Origin of the sequence: Spirosoma oryzicola, from assembly GCF_021233055.1 — a bacterium.
GTDB classification, from domain to species: Bacteria; Bacteroidota; Bacteroidia; order Cytophagales; family Spirosomataceae; genus Spirosoma; species Spirosoma oryzicola.
Map to the genome: position 1 here is coordinate 270,648 of NZ_CP089538.1, position 18,136 is coordinate 288,783.

Here is an 18,136-nt window from a genome sequence, read left to right on the forward strand (position 1 = left end):
CCTTGCGGGTCAGTAACAGTTAGGAGACAACTTCTCCGTATAAATCAAACTCTTCGGCCCGGTTGATCTGGACATTTGCGAAATCGCCCTGTCGAACGTAGCGATTGCTTGCCGATACCAGCACCTCATTATCTACTTCGGGAGAATCGCCTTCGGTACGGCCAATAAAATAGCCGCCCTCTTTGCGGTCGAAAAGAACTTTATAGGTTTTTCCGACTTTCTGCTGATTCAATTCGTGCGAAATACCCTGTTGTAATTCCATGAGCGCATCAGCACGTTCCTGCTTGATCTCATCGGATATATCGTCAGGCATGGAGAACGAGTGCGTGTTTTCTTCGTGCGAATACGTAAACACACCCATTCGGTCAAAACGCATCCGTTCAACAAAGTCGTACGTTTCGTCAAACATGGCGTCCGTTTCGCCGGGGTGGCCAACGATCAGGGTTGTACGCAACGTAATGTCCGGTACTTTTTCCCGAATCGTATGGATCAAGGCTTCCGTTTTTTCGCGGGTTGTACCCCGGCGCATCAGTTTCAACAATTCCGTCGAACCGGTTTGCAAAGGCATATCCAGGTAGTTGCAGACGTTTGGCCGGTCGCGCATAACGTCGAGTACTTCCAGCGGAAATCCTGACGGATATGCGTATTGCAGACGAATCCAGTCGATACCTTCCACGTCGGCAAGCTGGTTGATCAGATCGGCAAGGTTCCGCTTTTTGTACAGATCCAGACCGTAGTAGGTCAAATCCTGAGCAATAAGAATCAACTCTTTGGTGCCACGTCTGGCCAACGAACGCGCTTCGGTAAGCAAGTCGTCGATGGTTCGGGATACGTGTCCTCCGCGCATCAACGGGATAGCGCAGAACGAGCAGGGACGGTCGCAACCTTCGGCAATTTTCAGGTAAGCGTAATGCGCAGGCGTTGTCAAAAGCCGTTCGCCAACGAGTTCGTGCTTGTAGTCGGCCCGAAGTGTTTTCAGCATCCGGGGCAATTCGTTGGTGCCAAACCAGGCATCGACGGTAGGCATTTCGACTTCGAGTTCGTCTTTGTATCGATGGGACAAACACCCCGTTACGTACACTTTATCGACAATCCCTGCTTCCTTGGCATCGACGTAGCGGAGAATCGTGTTGATGGATTCTTCCTTCGCATTGTCTATAAAGCCGCAGGTATTGATGACAACGATGTTGGCATCGTCCTTTTTGGCTTCGTGCGTCACATCCATACCGTTGCCCTTCAGTTGCGTAAATAGCACTTCCGAATCGACTAGATTCTTCGAGCAGCCCAGCGTGACTATATTGATTTTATTGGTACGTATTCCTTTCGTTTTCAAAACAGTAATTATGCATTGCCGTGACTGTTAGAACGGCAGTTTTGTCTGCAAAGTTCGTTAAATTAATTAGAGTCTGATGGCTCAAACCAAACTGATTCGTGGACGACAACAGTATGAGTAAGCCTTTTGAAATAATGTTCCACAACATCTGGGAAAAAGAAAAGATTACTGATGCTGTGACGGCTTCCGTTCGTCAAGATAAACGTCCAATACGAGAAATCTGGCCCTTTCGTACGGTTATTTATATGATACTCAATGTCAGAGACAGTATGCGAGTTGAGAATAACATGAGAATTATCTTGAGTAATTGTAATGCATAAATCAGTTGGATCGAATGTAATGGTCCTGCCTTTGAACTGATGCCAATGTTTCCATTGTAGCCAAAAGGTGTGTATAGCTACGCCGAAGAAAAGGGCTATCGAAAGCAGCAGTAGTCCAATGGCCAGCGGATCAGAAGGCAGATTAGCTAGAGTAAGCCACAAGGTAATTAGGCCCAATAGCAACATTACACCACTGAATACCGTTTCGGAACTAGAAAAAAAACGCTTGGCTGTCCATTCAATTGACTGTTTACAAAGGAAGGGGGAGTTTTCGCCGACGGCGTCTGTCGTGTACCGGATCATCTTGTAAATGAACCAGATGAAGGGTATGAAAATGATCAGCAGTATACTAAAGAAAGTCTCCATATAGCATAAGAAATCACTTCATGGTTAATGTTCACGGTTGCCACTAACTACCGACTTCTCAGCGTGTTGTATGTCAGTAGGTTTGATATCCATCGCCCAAGCCAAGCGATGCCAGACAAGCGCTTGTGGAACATGGCCGAAGAAATGTTCGATAAATTCAACGTGGCCTATGTGGCTAATAAACAGGTTGTTTAGTTGAATGATTTGCCCGTCTGACCTGTAGAACAAGTAGTAACCGTAGCCAGCCAATGGATTTTTAGCATTGTCCATTTTCTGCAAGTGGTGTTCAAGACGAACAACAGTATTAGGCGTAAGAACGCTGTGCTGATCAGGGCTGTCAATCGTAATGCTCTGACTACTGGGATCAAAGGTAAGTACCACGTTTCGGGTGATGGTCCAGTATTGCCAATCGAAATAAAAATAAAAGATCAGGTATCCTGAAAAGGCTAAAAAGAAAGGTGCCAGCAGAAAGCCGAAGTATTGTTTTTGGTGAATGCTCACATCTACCACGATGAAAGCCAATACTGGCATCATAACAAGCAAAAGAGCTTCAAGTACCTTTGTAAATGTGAAAAAATACTGAGAAGCCGAAAAGTAGTAGGTGCGTTCCCGTTGTAATGGCGCATTCTCGCCAACGGTGTCATCTGTATAAACAAGAGCCCGGTTAATGAACCAGATGAATGGCACAAAGACAATAACCAGCAGAATGATGAACGTTTCCATGATGCCTAAAAAACAGCTTCATGGGTGATTTCTACTTTTACAGTTGACTGCCGGTTCTTCTGGACGTTGACCGGAAAAATATTGTTTTGAGTGTCAGAAAGGTTTGCGTACAAACCCTTCGGTTCACGTACGATCAGCGAGTAACGGCCAACAGGAAGGACAACGCAGAATTTTCCATTTTTATCGGATCGTACCGTCTTGATGGGCTTAGCCTCCCGGACGGAATTGATAAAACCATTGTCGCCCGCATCGACCTGACTCATATTCAGAAGTGGAAAAATAAGAATTTCCCGCTCAGCGGGTACGCCATCCGAATCCACGCTGGGCGAATCCACGCTGGGCATATGATTTCCGCGCTTTACCACAACCAAACCGCAGATTCCTTGCTTGGCGGCAGGTTTACGAGTCTGTTTGCGTGAGTGGTTTTGAGCGGAGACCGCAAACGCAACTACGAGCAAAAGAAATGTAACTGCCGCCTGTTTCATACCCGATGTCATTTCTTGAAAAACGAATCCACAAACTCCATCTTGTTGAAGGTTTGTAAATCGTCAATTTTTTCGCCGACGCCGATGTATTTGACCGGAATTTTAAACTGATCTGAAATACCGATGACAACGCCACCTTTGGCTGTACCGTCCAGCTTGGTAATGGCCAAAGCCGATACTTCCGTTGCTTTTGTAAATTCGGTAGCCTGGATAAACGCGTTCTGTCCCGTTGATCCGTCGAGTACTAAAAGCACCTCGTGCGGAGCGTCAGGAGTCACCTTCTGCATGACCCGTTTGATTTTGGTCAGCTCGTTCATCAGGTTGACCTTGGTATGAAGGCGTCCGGCGGTGTCGATGATAACCACATCGGCCTGCATATCCGTGGCTTTTTTGACCGCATCGAACGCAACCGCCGACGGGTCGGTGTTCATGCCGTGTGAGATAACAGGTACCCCCACGCGATCGCCCCAAAGTTTGAGCTGGTCGACAGCCGCAGCCCGGAACGTATCACCCGCACCCAACACAACCTGCTTTCCCCGCTTGTGGAACTGAGCCGCCAGCTTACCAATGGTTGTGGTTTTACCGACGCCGTTGACACCAACAACCATGATTACATACGGCTTTTTATCAGCAGGGAGCGCAAAGTCGTTCGACACGTCGGTTGTGTTATTGTCGGAGAGCAGCGCAGCGATTTCCTCGCGCAAAATGCGGTCCAACTCTTCGGTACCCACGTATTTGTCACGGGCAACTCGCTCTTCAATCCGGCGAATAATCTTGACGGTTGTCTCAACGCCAACGTCCGACGAAATCAGGACGTTTTCTACCTCGTCCAGCACTTCCTCATCGACAGTTGATTTGCCGACGACGGCTCTGCTAAGTTTAGAGAAGAAACTATCTTTTGTTTTCTCTAAACCTTTGTCGAGCGATTCCTTTTTTTCTTTCGAGAAAAAACCGAATAAAGCCATAGTATCGTTAGTGAAATGGGATCAACAAGTTAGTGTGTCAGTGCTTAAGGAGATCCGCGCATTCAATACGGTGATCGGCCTGCCAACTGACTAACTATTTTTTAACGCAAAAAGTCCCACTAGGCCAGTGAAGGCTGTGGGACATTTGAGTTATTGGTGAAGGAAACAGGTTCCAACAGGGGTTAGCCTTTCAGCGCAGCCTGTACTTCGTCGACAGGAACCATTTCTTCCTTGAAGGTGTAAGCGCCAGTTTTAGGCGATTTAACGGCTTTGATAATCTTAGCAAACGCTTTGCCGTTATCCTTCGTTTTCAGGGTTGCAACTACCTTTTTTGCCATGACGGTTTATGGTTTATAGTTTTTGACTGTGTTATGGTTTTTTACAAGCTAAAGCAAGTGCCGGCCCACGCTGTAAAAACAATAACCAAAACTATTTAATTTCTTTATGCAACGTTACTTTTTTCAGGAACGGATTGTATTTCTTCCGTTCGATACGAGCCGGCGTATTCTTCCGGTTTTTCGTGGTGATGTACCGGGACATGCCGGGTACACCGCTGTCTTTCTGCTCGGTGCATTCCAGAATAACCTGGATTCTATTGGCGCCTTTCTTTGCCATTGCTAAAGTTCGTTTTCTCGATAAGGAGCGCAAAGGTACAAAATTACTTTTAGTTTACAAACATATAGTTGCGAAAAAGCTATGATTTGTAGAAGGTTAGCCCGGAAGCGATAATCTTTGGGCGTTTAATTCCCTCTGACGACCTTTGTCCGCAAATGCACTAAAACAGCCGTAAGTTGTTTTGGGTATGGTTATGGCTACGCAAATAATTCAATACGAATACGCTCCTGGTCATTTTCGGGCGTCGGAACCAAACGTTTACCGGCCCGATATGCTCAATGAAGGAGAGATGATTTTAAACATGGGACCGCAGCATCCGTCTACCCACGGTGTGCTACGGCTCGAAGTCGTTACCGACGGCGAGATTATTGTCGACGTGGTGCCGCACCTGGGTTATCTGCATCGTTGTTTCGAGAAACACGCCCAGGCCTTGCCATTCAATCAGACCATTCCATTTGTGGACCGGCTTGATTATCTGGCTGCTATGAACAGCGAACATGCTTTCGTAATGGGTGTCGAGCGGATGCTGGGCATTGAAAACGACATTCCAAAACGGACGGAATACATTCGGGTGCTGGTAGCTGAACTAAACCGCATCGCGGCCCACTTCGTCGGAGTTGGTACGTATGCGCTGGACATTGGCGCGTACACGCCTTTTCTGTGGCTTATGCGCGACCGCGAACACATTCAGCGCCTGCTGGAGTGGGTAAGTGGCGCGCGAATGCTGTACAACTATATGTGGGTAGGCGGCTTGTTTTATGATCTGCCGGTAGGTTTTGAAGAACGCTGCCGGGAGTTTGTTCAGTACCTCAAACCTAAGCTGGTTGAGCTGCAACAATTGGTGATCGAGAACGAAATCTTCGTAAAACGGACGGCTAACGTGGGTGTTTTGCCGCTCCCAGTGGCGATTAGCTACGGTTGTACAGGGCCTATGTTGCGTGGTTCTGGCTTGCGTTACGATTTGCGCCGGGTTGACGGGTACTCCATTTATCCTGAACTGGATTTTGATATCCCCATTGGTGAAGGCCAGATGGGAACTGTCGGTGACTGCTGGGACCGTAATAATGTTCGGGTACTGGAATGTCATGAGTCAATACGGATTGTCGAGCAGTGTCTGGACAAGCTCACGACCGATTACCGACGTACCCGCGACTACGACCCACAGGCTGTGGTACCCAAAAAGATCCGTCCAAAAGCAATGGATTTTTACGCCCGCGCCGAAAGTGCCAAGGGTGAGTTAGGTTTCTTTTTTCGGACGGATGGTCGATCAGACGTACCCGTTCGCTGCAAAGCCCGTTCCTGCTGTTTTCACAACCTATCGGTTATCGGTGAAATTAGCAAAGGGGCTATGCTGGCCGACCTGGTGGCTGTTATTGGATCAATCGACGTTGTAATGGGCGAAGTAGACCGGTAGAAGATCAAATTCTTTTCCGGCTGCTACCCGCTTATTCCAGTACCAGAATATCGGGTGTGTTACGACCCAGGCCATCGTAATCGAGACCGTAGCCTAGTACAAACCGGTTTTCGATCTCAAAGCCCACGTAGTTTAGGTCCAACTGCTTTTTGAGCGCTGCTGGTTTGAACAATAGCGTGGCAATAGCAAGCGATGCCGGTTTTTGAGCGTTGAGCTGATTGCAGACATCACTAATAGTCAGGCCCGTATCAACAATGTCCTCGATGATGATAAGGTCACGGCCTTCAACAGAATCGTTTAAACCTAAAATCTGTTTAAGCGTTCCGCTGGATTCAGTAGCGGAATAAGAAGCAACCCGAATAAAGGTGATTTCGCAGGAAATGGTGAGACGCTTTACCAGATCGGCGGCAAATATAAAGGCCCCGTTGAGTACGACGACGATCAAAGGCTGTTTGCCTGCATATTCCTGATTAATTTGCCCAGCCAGTTCGTCGATACGCGTTTGAATGGCTTCTGCACTAATGAATGGGACGAAATTTTTATTGTTGACTGTTATCATATCAGCGTCTGCGTAGCGTCAAAGATACGGCCCTCTGTTGCTAGCAGACAAAAATTTACCTGAAAAATAAACGTTAGTAAACGTACTGTCAGCGGATTGTGTTGATAGAGAAGGAAAAGCGACCTTAACGAATGAAGAAACTACTGTTGACGGTATGGCTCGTGGGACTGGCTGCGTTAGCACAAGCCCAGTTGTATGATCCGTCGGCGTTTGATAAGAAGTATGATGGCTTGTTGAAGCATCCTGGGGTTCAGATCGAATCTGCCGAAGCCATCAATTTGATGTATAATTACAAATTTTACGACGCCGATAAGGAGTTTCGGTGGTTACGGCTACGTTACCCCAAACACCCAATGCCTTATTTCCTGATGGGCCTGGCAGAATGGTGGAAAATTGTCCCGAACACCGACGTTACGGACTATGATGACGTTTGTCTGGCTTACATGGATTCGACCATTACGCTGGCCGAAAAGCTGTATGATACCAGTGAAAACAAGCTTGAACCTTCCTTTTTCCTGGCGGCTGCTTATGCCTTTAAAGGCCGACTTTACTCGGAGCGGAAAAAGTGGACAAAGGCGACCTTGGCCGGTAAGAATGCATTAAAGTATTTCGAGAAGTGTAAAGGGAATGCTGATTTCAGCCCTGAACTCTTATTTGGCGACGGAATGTATGACTATTACGCGCAGTGGATACCCGAAAATTACCCGTTGCTGAAACCGATCCTGATGTTCTTCCCAAAAGGAAACAAAGTCAATGGCATCAAGGAGTTGGAAAAAACGGCTAATTCGGCCTTCTACACGCGTGTCGAGGCCCGGTATTTCCTGATTCAGATTTACAGCATGGAAAATCAGTATGATAAAGCGTACGAAATGTCGAAGTACATGGCGGAGCAATATCCTGATAATCCATTTTTCGAGCGGTATTATGCCCGGTCAGCTTTTGTAACGGGACGATTAACCGAAGCGGAGCGCATCTCGAAAGATATTCTGGCGAAGGTAAGCCGTACGCAGTCGGGCTATGAAGGTGTTAGTGGACGAACGGCAGCGTATATCTTGGCTTACATCAACCAGCAGTTTTACAAGAATCTGCCCGAAGCCAAAAAGTATTACCAGCAGTCGATTGACTATGCTAAACAAACGAATGCGTTAAATGCGGGCTATTACTGGTCGTCGGTGCTGGCTTTAGGTAAGATTGCCAACGAAGAAAAGAATTACGATCAGGCGCAGGCTTACTTTAAAGAAGTGATGGACAAAGCCGAACGTAAGTCAAGCCAGCATAAAGACGCGAAAAAAGCGCTGGATGACTTGAAGAAATCGCGCCGGGAAGAACGCCGGAAGCGTAGAGAGTAGCGTGCAATAGGGAGTAAGATGTATGATATAGCGGTTATTAGTGGTATATCATACATCTTACTTCGTACATCATCAAGGAATAGGTAATACTTTGCTTTCTTTGAACGTTGACATGATCACCATAGTTTGGGTGCTGGCAACTTCGTCAATTTCGTTAATAACATCCAGCATTAACGCCTGATACGAAGCAATATCCTTCGCAATTACTTTCAGCAGGAAGTCGCCGGAACCCGTAATGTGGTGGCACTCGATAATTTCAGGAATTTCATTCGCACGAGCCACAAACGACATTGTGGTTTCTTTTTTGTGCCCAACAAGCGTAACCATCACGAATGTGGTAACGCCGAGGCCGACTTTCTCGCGGCTAAGCTGAGCGTGGTAGCTTTGAATAATACCTGACGTTTCGAGCTTTTTAACGCGCTCCAGGGTGGGAGCAGGAGAAAGACCTATTTCTTTAGAAAGCTGGGCATTGGTAATTTTTGCGTTGGCTTGCAGGATCTCTAATACGTTGCGATCTATTTGATCTAATTTATGGCTCATACTCAATACGGTCTGTTGAAACTCAGTTTCAGAATAGGGCAAAAGTAGTATCTTTCAAGAAAAATAGTCTAAAAAGATATTGGTATTTTGCAAATTTCGAAAGAATTGTTGCTTATATTTCTTTTAAACGGCACAAAAGTAAGGGAATTCACTAAGACACCAAATGAAAGCCTATTGATCGGTTACATACTGATATGTTACCGGTGCTACTGAATCAGCTGTGAAAACAGGCTTAATAACCCCTGTGAGGGGCAATTACAGAAATTTTGGATAAGTACTATTTACTAAAAAATTATTTTGTGCGCGTTAGGTTGATGGATTCAGACAAGCAAATAGATCGCCGAGGATTAAACCTAGGCAGTTAATCCGGGTTTATAAGGCATGAAAATGCGCAAAAAATCAGAGTTGCCTACCAAAATATGTCCGGTGTGTAACCGTCCGTTTGCGTGGCGAAAGAAATGGGAACGCGACTGGGATAACGTAATTTATTGCAGTGATGCGTGCCGCTTAGTTGGCAAAAAGCAAAAAACGACTCCTTCGCAAACGTAGATCCAGCCGTCTATCGTTATTTTTGGCAATTAACCAGCTACTCAACATGCGCTTAATTGCCTTTCTCTGTTTGTTTGTTCTTGCTTTATCATGGGATGGTTGCCGGCGACCTCAACCTGTTGTGGTAAAAAGAACGCCAGTGCCCGTCAGACGCCCACCCGCAGCAAAACCAATTCCTCAGAAACCAGTAGCTGCAAAGCCAGAACCCGCGAAGCCTGTTCCAGTAGCTCCTGTAGCGGCCCCCACTCCTAAAGATATGGTTGATGGCGAAGAGGTGGAAGAAATGCCCTTCGAACGTGGTCTCGTTCCGCCAAAGCGGGAGTTTCGGGCTGTCTGGATCGCAACCATTGATAACATCGACTGGCCCAGTAAGAAGGGGTTACCCGTTGCTGACCAGCAACGCGAGATTATCGAAATGTTCGATCAGCAGCAGCAGATGGGGATCAACGCTGTTGTTGTGCAGGTCCGGTCAGCAGCGGATGCGTTTTACGCCAAAAGCTCGGAACCCTGGTCGGAGTGGCTTACTGGTCAGCAGGGTTTAGCACCACAGCCGTTTTACGATCCGCTGGAATTTATGATTGAGCAGGCCCATCAGCGCGGCATGGAATTTCATGCGTGGTTTAACCTCGACCGGGCTACGTACAGCAAAACATCCAGCGTAGCGCCAACGAACATCATTTATCGAAAACCGGGATGGGTCTTTACCTACGGTGGCCGTAAACTTTTTAACCTGGGAGCGCCCGCTGTTCGGACATACATCGCCGGAATCGTCGCCAACGTGGTCCGTGAGTACGATGTAGATGGGATTCATTTTGACGATTATTTTTACCCATACGCCGTCGCCGGACAGGTTTTTCGCGATGACAGCACGTATCAGGCGAATTTCAATGGTATGAAAAAAGAAGATTGGCGACGTGACAACGTGACCAAGCTCATCACTGAACTGCGCGATTCGATTCGGGATAATAAACCCTGGGTTAAATTTGGGGTGAGTCCGTTTGGCATCTGGAAAAACCGAAGTAACGATGCCGAAGGATCAGCTACCAACGGTGGTCAATCGTACTACGATCAATATGCCGATACCCGGAAGTGGATTCGTAACGGGCTGATCGATTACATCGTACCGCAGGTTTATTTTAGCACGGAGTTTACGCGGGTGCCGTATAAAACCTTGGTTGAATGGTGGGCTCGTAACTGTGGTAAGGCTCACCTTTATATCGGACACGGCGCTTACCGAGTTGGACGTGGGTCGGAGCGCGATCCGGGCTGGGGGCGATTCACGGAGCTTCCGGATCAAATGCGTTACAACCGGCAGCAGCGAGCCGTACTGGGAAGCGTATTTTTCAGCGCAAAATCGTTAAAGACCAATCCACTTGCCATTCGGGATTCGTTACAGTCGAATTTTTATCGGTATCCGGCCCTGGTACCGCCAATGACCTGGCTGGATAGCATCCCACCCCTGGCGCCCCGCGACTTAAAAGTAGCTGACACCCCAGAAGGTATAGAGTTGTTTTGGCAACAACCCGGCGAAGCACAGGACGGCGACGGAGCGAGTTATTACATTGTCTACCGCTTTGAAGGGCGACCTTCCCGTATGCGATTAGAGGATCCTCGGTGTATCGTTGCGCAGTGCATCGGCGAAGCTTCGACGCGATTTATCGACAGAACCGCCGATCCGAAAAAGAAGTACGTCTACGCCGTAACAGCCGTTGACCGACTTCATAACGAAAGCCGTGAAGTAACCGTTAAGCTACGCTAGCTCAAAAACTCGTTCATGATTTCGGAAACGGGCCGGGCATCCGGAAAAAAGCTGACTAGTTTCGTCAGGATACCTTCTACCGTAGCATCGGGGCAGGACGCGCCACAGGTCAGTAAGATCGTGACGGGTTCGCCCGTTGACCCGCTTAGTCGGGGGATAAAGTTTTCGGTAACGACTTCTTGTTTCGTATGGCCGTTATAATGACGGATCAGGTTTGGCGAAAGAATCTTCTGTTCCGACTCGATAAAATAGGTGGGTAACTTCTCCTCACAAAGATCGACGATGTGTGATGTATTGGATGAGTTATAGCCACCGGCTACGATGGCAAAATCGGCTGGATACGTCAGTAGCGCATACGTCGCGTCCTGGTTATCATTCGTCGCGTAGCAGAGTGTGTCCCGCGTGTTAGCAAAGTAGGCGTCAACCTGATCCGTCGATGGATTTTCGCCAAGATTGTGCTTCTGGATCATCACTTGCTTCAGGTAATCGGCAATACCCTGAGTGTCCGAAGCCAGCATGGTGGTCTGGTTGACGACGCCAATCCGCTGCAAATCGCGGGATGCGTCAAAACCAACCGAGTACTGATCCGCAAACTCGGTGTAAAATTGTTCGGTGGGTGACTCGCCCGTAATGTAGCGAGCCAGGCGCTGCGTTTGCGCTAAATCTTTTACAACTACTGTTGGGGCCGCTTCTTTGCTGTGCGAAAACGTAGCGCGCGTTTCTTCGTGGTTCGGTTTACCGTGAACAATCACGGTATAATTTTTCTGCCCGATCTGGCCTGCTTTATTCCAGACTTTTTCGACAAACGGGCAGGTCGTATCGTATTTTTCAACGTTCAACCCAATGGAAGCCAGCTTGCTTTGTGTTTCTAGCGTTGTGCCAAAAGCCGGGATAATTACAACGTCATCGGGCATTAGTTCCGACCAGGGAATAATCTGCCCGCCCTTGGTATCCATGATGAAACGTACCCCACGGCTTTGTAAATCAGCGTTTACGTCGGGGTTATGAATCATTTCACTAAGCAGAAAGATGCGTTTTCCAACGTTCTCAGCAATCGCTCTGTAGGCAATTTCAATCGCGTTTTCGACGCCGTAACAGAAGCCAAAATGCCGGGCTATCAAAAAACGGACCGGACCAAAATCGAGCAGGGTAGGGGTGAAGTCCCGTTTAAGCTTATCTTTTTTCCGCCGGAATTCCTTAAGCGGTGTAATAATGCTGCTACGGTAGTAATCAGGGATATCGAACGATTTCATGCTGAGAGTCGGCGGTCAGACTTTTTGGGCTAACAAAGTTAATGTGCCGGTAATCAAACAACAACCTGCCGTTCGGCAATGTTCATTTACCACTATTTTCGATAATCCTGACGAAACCGATGCCGAAACGCCTGCTGAAATACAAGAATTACGATATTCACAGCATTACCACCGTCGCTGGTCTAGACGCAACCGCCCCACGTTATAATGCAAACATTGTTAGCTGGGTCATGACAACGGACATGAAGGCTACCGTAGTAGCCGTAGCGCTTTACAAAGTTGATTACACCATTGAACTAGTACGGGCAAGCGGTATTCTAAACGTTAATCTGCTGGCTACCGACCAGACACGGCTGATTCGTAAGTTTGGTCAGCAGTCTGGTCGCACTAGCGACGGGCGGGCAATCGATAAACTGAAAAACGTGCCTTTTGCCCTTGACCAACGCGGTTGTCCATACCTGACAGAAGCCATCGGTTATGCGCAATGCTCCGTAATGCACAGTACTGATGCGGGCGATCATGAGCTTTTTATTTGTGAAGTACAGAAACAGATTGTGCTCAATCCCGACAAAGAAGTAATGACGTACGCTTTCCTGAAAGAAAAGAAACTGGTGCGTGGGTGATTAGCCACTTTTGTTACAGTTGACGGTAGTCTGATCACCTTATAGGGATTGGCTGTTGCGAAAGTCGGTATTGGTCTGAATGACCCGTTTAAGCTACCTGTTTTGAAGGGAAAAATCAGTCGAATAAGGATTACCAACTCAGCCCAGCGTTTCTCGACTTTTGCAACAGCCACATCGTGATAGACTCGATTAGAACCGATTGGCCGTAGCCGACACCTTTTTAGCTTCAAATACGTAGCGAACAAGCTGATTAAGGCTGTCGGGCTCAACAATATCGAAAGCCAGGTTCTGGGTTTGTGGCCCATAATAGCCAAAGGCACTAGCCCCGTCTCGATAAAATCCCACAATGTCGTTCGTCTGATTGGCCCGCTTAGCGATGATGTTCAAACCGCCAATATTAGCGATCTTATTCACCAGAAAGCCACGCGCTCCTTTCCGGTATACGTTGCGAAGAATTGACGCTTTCACTGTGCCATCGGGTTGGGGATTGGCCATACTAATGCCGATGCGATGGGTAATCGTCGTACTATCCGGCATCAAAAAGGGTAAATAGCCATCGAAGGTTTTTTGGCCGTTTACATACTGCGTCAATCGGGTCACTTCATACGTACCGATCGAACTCTTCAAATTGGTGGCTACCGGATCATCATCACGACGGCAACTACTCATCAGCAGAATGAACACGGCGAGGGAGAGCAAATAATGCATACGAATAAATAGATTTGGTTTTGTAGATACGAGTCCACCCTTACGAAAAGCGTTGGGTTGCTGTCGGCTTAAAAGTTGTTAAATCAGTGTTATTGATCAGGTAAGATAACTTGATCATCATCTTGCTTATTTAGAAAGCTATCCCTTTCCGAGCGTGCTCTAGCAAGTCCATTGGCGTCTTTTACGGAATAAAGGTTGGCATACCGCTTCAGGCTGTCATGGAAGTGACATGGCCGTTTCAAGAGTGGGTTTATAGTTCTAAATTTCCAGACTTTACAATTGCAGAGTAGGGTAAAATCTGCCTGCTTAAGGCTTATGTGTCGAGCAGCATAAGCCTCTTATTGACTTTTACAACAGCTATGGAGGTTATCTATCAATATGTTATCGCCTGACTCCGCTTTACTTCTTTGGCAAATCATTATATTAATCCAACTACTCGGATTAGTCTATAGCATTGTGCGTCTGTACAACCATCGGCTGGGTTTCAGGACGAAAACGGTTTGGTGCTTCATCATTCTATGCGTTCCTCTCGGCTGGGTTGTTTATCTAATCTTTAGGAAGCCGACCTATTCGACGGGTGACTGAGTCAGCGTAAGCAATCGGCAGCCAATGCCTGAGCTCTTTGCCGCAATGCCCGAATGGAACGGATAGTGTCTTTGTCGCCATCCCCACTAAACGCTAAGGATCGAGCATCGGGGTAGTGCTTTTATTACCAGTAGTTTCTTCGAGAATTAGTTTCTCTAACCTAAAACCATTCATGGAAAACTCCGCCGTGTACTTGGATAATCAGTGGGCCTGGTGGCACAAATTGCTATTTCGCTTCGCCTGCATTTACATCGTACTCTACACAACGATCTGGACCTGGATAGGCGACCTGCCTCTATTCAGCTTGATTGGTGAGTACTACGGCAAAATGGAGAACTGGCTGGTGACGGCGGCTAACGATTACATATTTCATGTAAAGGACGAGCTGGTTCCATTGAACGGTAGCGGGGATACATCCTACGGATACGCTCAATTGTGTTTCTTTCTACTGGTTGCAGTCGTCGGTACAGTCATCTGGACAATTTTCGACAAACGGAAAGAATATAACACGGGCTACTACTGGCTGATCGTGCTGGTTCGCTATTACGTAGCGATGATGGCGTTAGGCTACGGCATCATCAAGCTATTCGGACTGCAAATGATCTTTCCGTCGCTGAGCGCCTTGGCTACTCCGCTGGGTGATCTGCTGCCCATGCGGTTTTCCTGGTATTTTATTGGCTACTCGACGCCATACCAGTTCTTTTCGGGGGCCGTTGAGGTCGTAGCGGGCCTGCTGTTATTATTTCGGCGCACCAGTACGCTGGGAGCATTTGTGGCTGCAAGCGTGTTTCTTAACGTGATGATGCTGAATCTGTGCTATGACATTCCCGTCAAGCTATTTTCGATTCATTTGTTTCTGTTTAGTAGTTTTCTGCTGATCGCCGATGCCCGACGACTGCTTAACTTCTTTGTATTCAATAAATCGACCCAGCCACTGCCTCAGATCGTACTTCCTAAACAATGGATGCGACGGAGCAAAGTAGTGCTGAAAATCGCGTTTTTTATTTTGTTTCTGGTATTCCCTCTGATCAGATCGTATCAGGGTTGGTCATCGTCACAGCAAGCGTCTACTACACCAAAGCTGACCACCGGTTTTTTCTCGGTTGATCAGTCGCAGGGTACAGCCGTCGATAGTCTGCGTTGGAAAGATATCGTTTTTGAACCGACGAATACGGGTAGCATTCACACCGCTGATACGCTATTCCGGCAACGGTATCACCGGGCTTATTTCAGCTATTCCTTTGATACCTTAAAACACACAATTGATTTCAAGCGGTCGTCTATGGATACGACGGCGCTGTTTACCATGCAGTACGTAATGCCCGACACGAATCACATCGAGTTGCGTGGAAAAATTCGTAACGATTCAGTAGCAATGACGCTTAGACGCGAGAACCGCCGTTTTCAATTGGCAGAAAAGCAATTTCACTGGCTTTCGGAGGCCAACCGTTAAAAGCGACGAAACACCAGTAAAATGCTTGCTTACAGGCGGATACTCTGACCAAGAATGTCATCCAGATATTCCCGCGAGTTGGCTAGTCTAGGCACTTTATGCTGTCCACCTAGCTTGCCGCGCTGTTTCATCCAGGCGTAGAAGGTGCCGCGCGGAACGACGTGTATGCGGGGCTGTTTCAGAACCATATCGTTATAGCGCTTCGCGTCGTAGTCGGAGTTAACCTCGCGCAATGCCTGATCAAGGAGCTGGTTAAATCGCTGTTGGCTATCAGGCTCTCGCGAAAACTCGATTACCCATTCGTGGCAGCCGTTTGCGCCGTTGCTCATGTAAACTGGCCCCGCCGTGTAATCGGCAATAACCGCACCTGTGGCTTCGCAAGCCCGCGTTATGGCGGCTTCTGCATTCTCGACGATGATTTCTTCGCCAAACGCGTTGATGAAATGCTTCGTACGACCACTGACTTTCAGGCGATGGGGGTATAGCGACGTGAAGCGCACGGTGTCGCCGATTCTGTAGCGCCACAAGCCGCCGTTTGTCGAAACGATCAGCGCGTAGTTTTTGTCTAGCTCCACTTCGTCGATGGTCAGGGCTTTGGGAAAAGGCTGATCCGCTTCCTGAATGGGGACGAACTCGTAGAAAATTCCATAATCGAGCATCAGAAGCATTTCACCGATTCGCGACAAATCGTCCTGAATGGCAAAGAACCCTTCCGAAGCGTTATAAACCTCCTGATACCGAACGGTTGACGAAGGAAAGACCTGCTGTTGAAACAACTCCCGGTAAGGCTGAAAATTTACCGCACCGTGAATCATAACTTCGAAGTTCGGCCACACGTCAAGAATGTTGGATTTACCCGTGCGAGCCAGAATTTTGTCGATCAACACCAAGCCCCAGGTGGGTGCGCCCAGCATACTCGTCACGTTTTCCTGAGCCGTGACCTCCGCCATACGATCCATTTTGGCTTCCCATTCATCCATGAGCGCAATGTCGATAGACGGTGTGCGGATGAACTGCGCCCAACTTGGCAAGTTTTTCATGACCACGGCGGACACATCGCCAGCGGCACTGTTCGCACTGAATGGATTGGTATGCAGGCTACCACCAATCGAAAGTCCTTTGCCAGCAAAAGTCTGTGTATCTGGATTGTTGGCTACGTAAAGAGCCATCATATCCTTACCGCCTTTAAAGTGGCTTTCATCCAGCGACTCGGTCGTAACCGGAATGAATTTGCTGCGGGCGTTGGTTGTTCCTGACGATTTGGAAAACCAGCGCACCGGCGACGGCCAAAGTACCTTGTTTTCGCCTTTCATTACGCGCTCTATGTAGGGATAGAGATCTTCGTAACTTGAAACAGGTACCTGGCGCTGGAAATCAGCAATCGTCTGAATTGAGCGGTAATCGTACTTTTTGCCCCATTCCGTTCGGCGACCTGCCCGGATGAGTTGCTCAAAAACCCGTTGCTGCACCGGACCTGGGTGTTGCATCATGGCCTCAATGCGCGGTAAACGCCGTTGCAGGAGCCATTTGAGCGTAGTATTGAGGAAGGTCATACCGTTAAAATACACATAAACTAACGTAGACAGCTAGGTTAGAGGTAGAAACTTACAAAAGCATTGGTTGGTTTACAAACGAGCCGCTCGATCAGGGTAATCGGTAATCAAGCCATCAACACCCCACTCTTTCAGCCGTTTCATGTCGCTCAACTGGTTGACCGTCCACGGAATAACACTGATCCCCTGTTCGTGTAGCTGGGCAATCCGGCGCTGGTTCAGTAGTTTGTAGTGAGGGCTGTAGATAGCCGGTTTGAAGCCCAACTTCTGTATGTTTTTTTGGGGACTGCGCAGATTCTCGATCAAAGCCGAAAGCCGGACGTTAGGGTATTTGCCCGCATCGATCTGTTGCTTCCAATGGGTCAGGATGGCAAAGTCAAAGCTTTGAATAACAACACGTTCGGCTGGTAAGGTCTGGTTGATGACGGATTCAACAAGGTCGCAGAAAGCGGCTGGTTCTGGCTGGCTTATGTTGTACTCAGACGGAACGCTCTTTAGCTCAATGTTGTAAGAAAATGCCGGTAGATTATGCGCTTTTCTGTAGGCTTCTGCCTGCTCAATAACTTCGCTCAGCAAAGGCTTGTAAGTCTGGATTTTCTGTTGTTCGGGATAGGCGGAGTTGCCGTTTGAACCGATGTCGTAGCGCTTGACATCGGCATAATTCATTCGATAAATGAGCAGACTTTTCTGGTCTTTCTTATCAACTGGTTTCCCGTCCGGTGTTATGCTGTAGGCCGCATTGAAGTAGGGTTCATGCGAAACAACCACCTGTCGGTCTTTGCTAATGACCACATCCAGCTCCAGCGTTGTCACGCCCAGTTCCAGCGCTTTGAGAAAGGCCGGAATCGTATTTTCAGGCATCAATCCCCGGCAGCCCCGGTGCCCCTGTACATCAAACGCGGGCGGAGTAGCCGAGGTAAAAAGGGTGGCAATCACGCAACTAAGTAGAACGTTAAAACCCATAGGCCTGATTGGTGGAGTCCC

At 47.9% G+C, this 18,136-nt stretch carries 20 protein-coding genes; 7 read left to right on the top strand and 13 right to left on the bottom strand.

Going from position 1 to position 18,136, the window contains the following annotated elements:
- Positions 1-19: 19 nt before the first annotated feature.
- The 7 genes from rimO to rpmG all read right to left on the bottom strand — a co-directional run bounded on the left by rimO (position 20) and on the right by rpmG (position 4,807).
- Positions 20-1,333, bottom strand: a complete 1,314-nt coding sequence (rimO, locus tag LQ777_RS01075) for a 30S ribosomal protein S12 methylthiotransferase RimO (protein WP_232560672.1) — start codon at positions 1,331-1,333, stop codon at positions 20-22.
- 62 nt (positions 1,334-1,395) lie between these two features.
- The gene (locus tag LQ777_RS30735) at positions 1,396-2,019 is read right to left on the bottom strand and encodes a PH domain-containing protein (RefSeq protein WP_483012343.1); all 624 of its coding nucleotides are present in this window, start codon (positions 2,017-2,019) and stop codon (positions 1,396-1,398) included.
- A gap of 24 nt (positions 2,020-2,043) precedes the next feature.
- Complete coding sequence (locus LQ777_RS01080) at positions 2,044-2,742, bottom strand: PH domain-containing protein (protein WP_232560673.1); 699 nt, start codon at positions 2,740-2,742, stop codon at positions 2,044-2,046.
- Between the two features lie 5 nt (positions 2,743-2,747).
- Entirely contained in the window at positions 2,748-3,227 is a 480-nt protein-coding gene (locus tag LQ777_RS01085; protein ID WP_232560674.1) for a hypothetical protein, read from the bottom strand.
- 8 nt (positions 3,228-3,235) lie between these two features.
- Positions 3,236-4,192 carry a signal recognition particle-docking protein FtsY gene (gene ftsY / locus LQ777_RS01090; protein WP_232560675.1) on the bottom strand — a complete coding sequence of 319 codons (957 nt, stop codon included), beginning with the start codon at positions 4,190-4,192 and terminating at the stop codon, positions 3,236-3,238.
- Positions 4,193-4,374: 182 nt separating this feature from the next.
- The gene (locus LQ777_RS01095) at positions 4,375-4,530 is read right to left on the bottom strand and encodes a DUF4295 domain-containing protein (RefSeq protein ID WP_171741734.1); all 156 of its coding nucleotides are present in this window, start codon (positions 4,528-4,530) and stop codon (positions 4,375-4,377) included.
- Positions 4,531-4,621: 91 nt separating this feature from the next.
- On the bottom strand, positions 4,622-4,807 hold the full coding sequence (gene rpmG, locus LQ777_RS01100) for a 50S ribosomal protein L33 (protein WP_012929817.1): 186 nt from the start codon (positions 4,805-4,807) through the stop codon (positions 4,622-4,624).
- Positions 4,808-5,000: 193 nt separating this feature from the next.
- On the opposite strand from rpmG, the gene LQ777_RS01105 reads away from it, so the two are divergent.
- Positions 5,001-6,221, top strand: a complete 1,221-nt coding sequence (locus LQ777_RS01105) for an NADH-quinone oxidoreductase subunit D (protein WP_232560676.1) — start codon at positions 5,001-5,003, stop codon at positions 6,219-6,221.
- A 31-nt stretch (positions 6,222-6,252) separates the two neighbouring features.
- On the opposite strand, the gene hpt is transcribed toward LQ777_RS01105, so the two are convergent.
- Positions 6,253-6,780, bottom strand: a complete 528-nt coding sequence (gene hpt, locus LQ777_RS01110) for a hypoxanthine phosphoribosyltransferase (RefSeq protein ID WP_232560677.1) — start codon at positions 6,778-6,780, stop codon at positions 6,253-6,255.
- Positions 6,781-6,911: 131 nt separating this feature from the next.
- Between hpt and LQ777_RS01115 the strand changes: the two genes are divergently transcribed.
- Positions 6,912-8,129: a tetratricopeptide repeat protein gene (locus LQ777_RS01115; RefSeq protein WP_232560678.1), complete on the top strand. Its 1,218-nt coding sequence runs from the start codon at positions 6,912-6,914 to the stop codon at positions 8,127-8,129.
- 72 nt (positions 8,130-8,201) lie between these two features.
- Here the strand turns inward: LQ777_RS01115 and LQ777_RS01120 are convergent, their stop codons facing one another.
- On the bottom strand, positions 8,202-8,669 hold the full coding sequence (locus LQ777_RS01120; protein WP_232560679.1) for an Lrp/AsnC family transcriptional regulator: 468 nt from the start codon (positions 8,667-8,669) through the stop codon (positions 8,202-8,204).
- A gap of 387 nt (positions 8,670-9,056) precedes the next feature.
- Here LQ777_RS01120 and LQ777_RS01125 point away from each other — a divergent pair, with 387 nt between their 5' ends.
- Together LQ777_RS01125 and LQ777_RS01130 are read left to right on the top strand one after the other, a co-directional pair.
- Positions 9,057-9,218 carry a DUF2256 domain-containing protein gene (locus tag LQ777_RS01125; RefSeq protein WP_425276918.1) on the top strand — a complete coding sequence of 54 codons (162 nt, stop codon included), beginning with the start codon at positions 9,057-9,059 and terminating at the stop codon, positions 9,216-9,218.
- Between the two features lie 46 nt (positions 9,219-9,264).
- Entirely contained in the window at positions 9,265-10,977 is a 1,713-nt protein-coding gene (locus LQ777_RS01130; RefSeq protein ID WP_232560681.1) for a glycoside hydrolase family 10-like protein, read from the top strand.
- Here the strand turns inward: LQ777_RS01130 and LQ777_RS01135 are convergent.
- The gene (locus LQ777_RS01135) at positions 10,974-12,230 is read right to left on the bottom strand and encodes a 4-hydroxy-3-methylbut-2-enyl diphosphate reductase (RefSeq protein WP_232560682.1); all 1,257 of its coding nucleotides are present in this window, start codon (positions 12,228-12,230) and stop codon (positions 10,974-10,976) included. The two genes, LQ777_RS01130 and LQ777_RS01135, sit on opposite strands and share 4 nt — an antisense overlap.
- A 119-nt stretch (positions 12,231-12,349) precedes the next feature.
- On the opposite strand from LQ777_RS01135, the gene LQ777_RS01140 reads away from it, so the two are divergent.
- Positions 12,350-12,853 (top strand): flavin reductase family protein, encoded by a 504-nt coding sequence (locus LQ777_RS01140; protein ID WP_232560683.1) that lies wholly within the window; start codon positions 12,350-12,352, stop codon positions 12,851-12,853.
- A gap of 189 nt (positions 12,854-13,042) precedes the next feature.
- Here the strand turns inward: LQ777_RS01140 and LQ777_RS01145 are convergent, their stop codons facing one another.
- On the bottom strand, positions 13,043-13,561 hold the full coding sequence (locus LQ777_RS01145) for a hypothetical protein (protein WP_232560684.1): 519 nt from the start codon (positions 13,559-13,561) through the stop codon (positions 13,043-13,045).
- A 378-nt stretch (positions 13,562-13,939) separates the two neighbouring features.
- Here LQ777_RS01145 and LQ777_RS30640 point away from each other — a divergent pair, with 378 nt between their 5' ends.
- Both LQ777_RS30640 and LQ777_RS01150 read left to right on the top strand, forming a co-directional pair.
- Positions 13,940-14,146 carry a PLDc N-terminal domain-containing protein gene (locus LQ777_RS30640; protein WP_354004169.1) on the top strand — a complete coding sequence of 69 codons (207 nt, stop codon included), beginning with the start codon at positions 13,940-13,942 and terminating at the stop codon, positions 14,144-14,146.
- A 172-nt stretch (positions 14,147-14,318) separates the two neighbouring features.
- A complete protein-coding gene (locus LQ777_RS01150) occupies positions 14,319-15,599 on the top strand; it encodes a hypothetical protein (RefSeq protein ID WP_232560685.1) in 1,281 nt (426 codons plus the stop codon).
- A gap of 29 nt (positions 15,600-15,628) precedes the next feature.
- Here LQ777_RS01150 and LQ777_RS01155 read toward each other — a convergent pair whose 3' ends face one another.
- On the bottom strand, positions 15,629-17,152 hold the full coding sequence (locus LQ777_RS01155) for a GH3 auxin-responsive promoter family protein (protein ID WP_232560686.1): 1,524 nt from the start codon (positions 17,150-17,152) through the stop codon (positions 15,629-15,631).
- 72 nt (positions 17,153-17,224) lie between these two features.
- Complete coding sequence (locus LQ777_RS01160; protein ID WP_232560687.1) at positions 17,225-18,115, bottom strand: glycerophosphodiester phosphodiesterase family protein; 891 nt, start codon at positions 18,113-18,115, stop codon at positions 17,225-17,227.
- Between the last annotated feature and the right edge of the window lie 21 nt (positions 18,116-18,136).